This is a genomic window from Sphingopyxis sp., from assembly GCF_035565275.1.
In the GTDB taxonomy this organism is placed as follows: domain Bacteria; phylum Pseudomonadota; class Alphaproteobacteria; order Sphingomonadales; family Sphingomonadaceae; genus Sphingopyxis.
The window spans coordinates 1-2,818 of sequence record NZ_DATMST010000114.1; the positions used below are offsets into that span (position 1 = coordinate 1).

A 2,818-nucleotide genomic window follows, 5' to 3' on the forward strand; every position below is an offset into this window, starting at 1 on the left:
GCGCTCGCCTCGGCGCCCACGCCCGGCAACAGCGCCGCGCCGGCCTGCTGCGCCATGGCATCGGCGGCGCGCACGCGGGCGGCAGCAATCGCCACATCGGGGGAGCCCTTGAGCCCCTCGGCGATCAGCGTATCGAGTTGCGCGTCACCAAAGCCCTGCCACCAGCCTTCGACCGGCCACTGACCGGTCGCATCGGCGAAGCTCGCGCGTGAATCGAACGACTGGGCCGTTGCCGGAACGGGTCTCGGCCCAAGGTCGGGAACGCTTGCGCACCCGGCTAGCAGACCGAAAAACGCGGTGGAGATAAATAGTGATCGGGGCATGGCTTCCAACGATACTAGCTGGTATCATGCGCCAATGAACGTCGGAGGCTGCATTGTCAATCGAAATGATACCAGATAGTACGGCTGCATTGGATGACGCCGCCGCGATGCGGCGCAAGGCGTTCGTCGATGCGGCGCGCGAACTCTTCTTCGCGAACGGCTATGCGGGAACGACGATGTCGTCGATCGCGAGCAAGGTCGGTGGATCGAAGACGACGCTCTGGGCCTATTTCCCGTCGAAGGAGGAGCTTTTCGAAGCGGTGGTCGACGATATCGTCGAGCAATATGGTCAGGCGCTCGCGATCGACCTGCCGCTCGACGAACCGGTGCCTGATGTTTTGCGTCGTTTCGGCAATCTGCTGATGACCAAGCTGACGGCAACCCCGATCCTGTCGCTCTTTCGCCTTGTCGTCGGCGAAGCCGAGCGCTTTCCGCACCTCGCCGAAACCTTCTACGAACGCGGCCCGCGCCGCGGAAAGGCCCGCGCGGCCGCGTGGGTGGGCGAAAAAATGGTGCGCGGCGAGCTCCGGATGGGCGACCCGATGCGGGCCGTGCAGCAGTTCACGAGTCTTTGCCAGTCGGGCCTCTATCAGTTCGCGATGCTCAACCTTCCCGAAAGCCGCGACCTCGCCCGTCTTCAGGACGATGTCGACGCTGCGGTCGACACCTTCGATCGCGCATGGCGTCCCGAAAACTGAGATTCCGGCAGAAACTTGCTCCTTCCCCCGTCTCGTGTAATAGGCGCCGCCCCGCAAGGGATCCCCATCACCACAGGAGCATGTCATGGACAAGGCGGCCGCGAGCGCGCTCGGCCTCGATTTCGGCACGACGAACAGCGTCGTCGCGCTGGCCGATGGCCAAGGCGGCACCGGGCTTGTCGGGTTCGGCGAGGCGGGCGATGCCGTGTTCCGCTCCGCGCTCTGCTTCTGGGAAGAAGAGCGTGGCTGGAACGGCATCGCGCACGAGGCCGGCCCTTGGGCGATCGACGAGTATCTCCAGTCGCCGCTCGACAGCCGCTTCATCCAGTCATTCAAGAGCGTGGCGGCAAGCCCGCTGTTCGAGCGCGCGATGATCTTCAACAAGCCGTTCCGCTTCGAGGATCTGGGGCGCCTGTTTCTGCAGCGTCTCGTCGCGCACGCCGGCGACGCACTCGACGAGCGGCCGCGCCGTGTCATCGTCGGACGACCGGTCGAATATGCGGGCGCAAAACCCGACCCTGAACTTGCGCGGCAGCGTTACGACGCGATGTTCGAGGCGTTCGGTACCGAAATCTATTATGTTCACGAACCGCTTGGTGCCGCGCACAGCTATGCGTCGAGGCTGACCGAACCCGCAATAATCCTCGTCGCCGACTTCGGCGGCGGCACGACCGACTTTTCAATCGTCCGCGTTGCGGAGCCAGGCGCGTCGCGCCGCTGTGTGCCGCTCGCCTCCTCCGGCATCGGAATCGCGGGCGACCGTTTCGATTACCGCATTGTCGATCGGCTGGTGCTTCCGCTGCTTGGCAAGGGAAGTCATTACCGGTCGTTCGACAAGCGGCTCGAGATTCCGGGCGGCTATTTTTCGGACTTTGGAGACTGGTCGCGGCTTGCGATGATGCGCAACCGGCGGACGCTCGACGATATCCGCCGACTGCAACGCGATGCCGAGCGTCCCGACCTGATCGGGCGCATGATCGCGCTCATCGAGCATGAGCAGGGATTTCCGCTCTATGACGCGGTCGGCAAGCTGAAGCGCGCGCTGTCGGACAGCGACCATGCCGAATTTCATTTCGCGGGCGGCGGGATCGAGATCGGCGCCGATGTGCGGCGCACCGATTTCGAGCAATGGATCGCCGACGATCTCCGCCGTATCGAAGCGGCGATGGAACAGGCACTCGCGCGTGCGGGCGTGGCTGCCGGAGCGATCGACCGCGTCTTCCTGACCGGCGGATCCTCGCTGATCCCCACGATACGCGCGCTGTTCGGTCGCCGCTTCGGCGAAGATCGGATCGCGACTGGCGGCGAACTGACCTCTATCGCGCACGGCCTTGCGCTGATCGGCGAGGAATCCGACCCAGCCGAATGGGCCGCCTGACCTCTTCCGTCGGGGAAAGCCGGCATTTCGGGCGCTTGATCATACAGCGGCTGCGAACGCGAAAAAGCCCGCCATCCATCTAGGAAAGCGGGCTTTTTCCGTTGGTTGCGGGAGTAGGATTTGAACCTACGACCTTCAGGTTATGAGCCTGACGAGCTACCGGGCTGCTCCATCCCGCGTCAACCAGCTGCGATCCATCCGGATTCGCAAAACAGCAAAAGGCCGGCATCGCTGCCGGCCTCTAACTTTGTGAATGGGTTTCCGTTTCGACCTTACGTCGGCTGCAATGCCTGGCGACGTCCTACTCTTCCAACGCTTAAGCGGTAGTACCATCGGCGCTGTCAGGTTTCACGGCCGAGTTCGAGATGGGATCGGGTGGGTCACTGACGCCATGGTCACCAAGCAATGAAGCCGGCGTA

General features: G+C 63.7%; 2 protein-coding genes, 1 tRNA gene, 1 rRNA gene and 1 pseudogene. 2 read left to right on the forward strand and 3 right to left on the reverse strand.

Going from position 1 to position 2,818, the window contains the following annotated elements; translation table 11 throughout:
- A pseudogene (locus VN047_RS07770) lies at nt 1–323 on the reverse strand (multidrug transporter); the annotation flags it as partial.
- 89 nt (nt 324–412) lie between these two features.
- Between VN047_RS07770 and VN047_RS07775 the strand changes: the two are divergent.
- Both VN047_RS07775 and VN047_RS07780 read left to right on the forward strand, forming a co-directional pair.
- The gene (locus VN047_RS07775; RefSeq protein ID WP_325541551.1) at nt 413–1,021 is read left to right on the forward strand and encodes a TetR/AcrR family transcriptional regulator; all 609 of its coding nucleotides are present in this window, start codon (nt 413–415) and stop codon (nt 1,019–1,021) included.
- An 85-nt stretch (nt 1,022–1,106) separates the two neighbouring features.
- Complete coding sequence (locus tag VN047_RS07780) at nt 1,107–2,399, forward strand: Hsp70 family protein (RefSeq protein WP_325541552.1); 1,293 nt, start codon at nt 1,107–1,109, stop codon at nt 2,397–2,399.
- A 102-nt stretch (nt 2,400–2,501) separates the two neighbouring features.
- On the opposite strand, the gene VN047_RS07785 is transcribed toward VN047_RS07780, so the two are convergent.
- Nucleotides 2,502–2,578, reverse strand: a tRNA-Met gene (locus VN047_RS07785).
- Between the two features lie 109 nt (nt 2,579–2,687).
- A 5S ribosomal RNA gene (rrf, locus tag VN047_RS07790) occupies nt 2,688–2,802 on the reverse strand.
- Nucleotides 2,803–2,818: the final 16 nt, after the last annotated feature.

Excerpts from the sequence above, each read along its gene's own strand:
- VN047_RS07780 (WP_325541552.1), top strand. The coding sequence starts at position 1,107 with ATGGACAAGGCGGCCGCGAGCGCGCTCGGCCTCGATTTCGGCACGACG.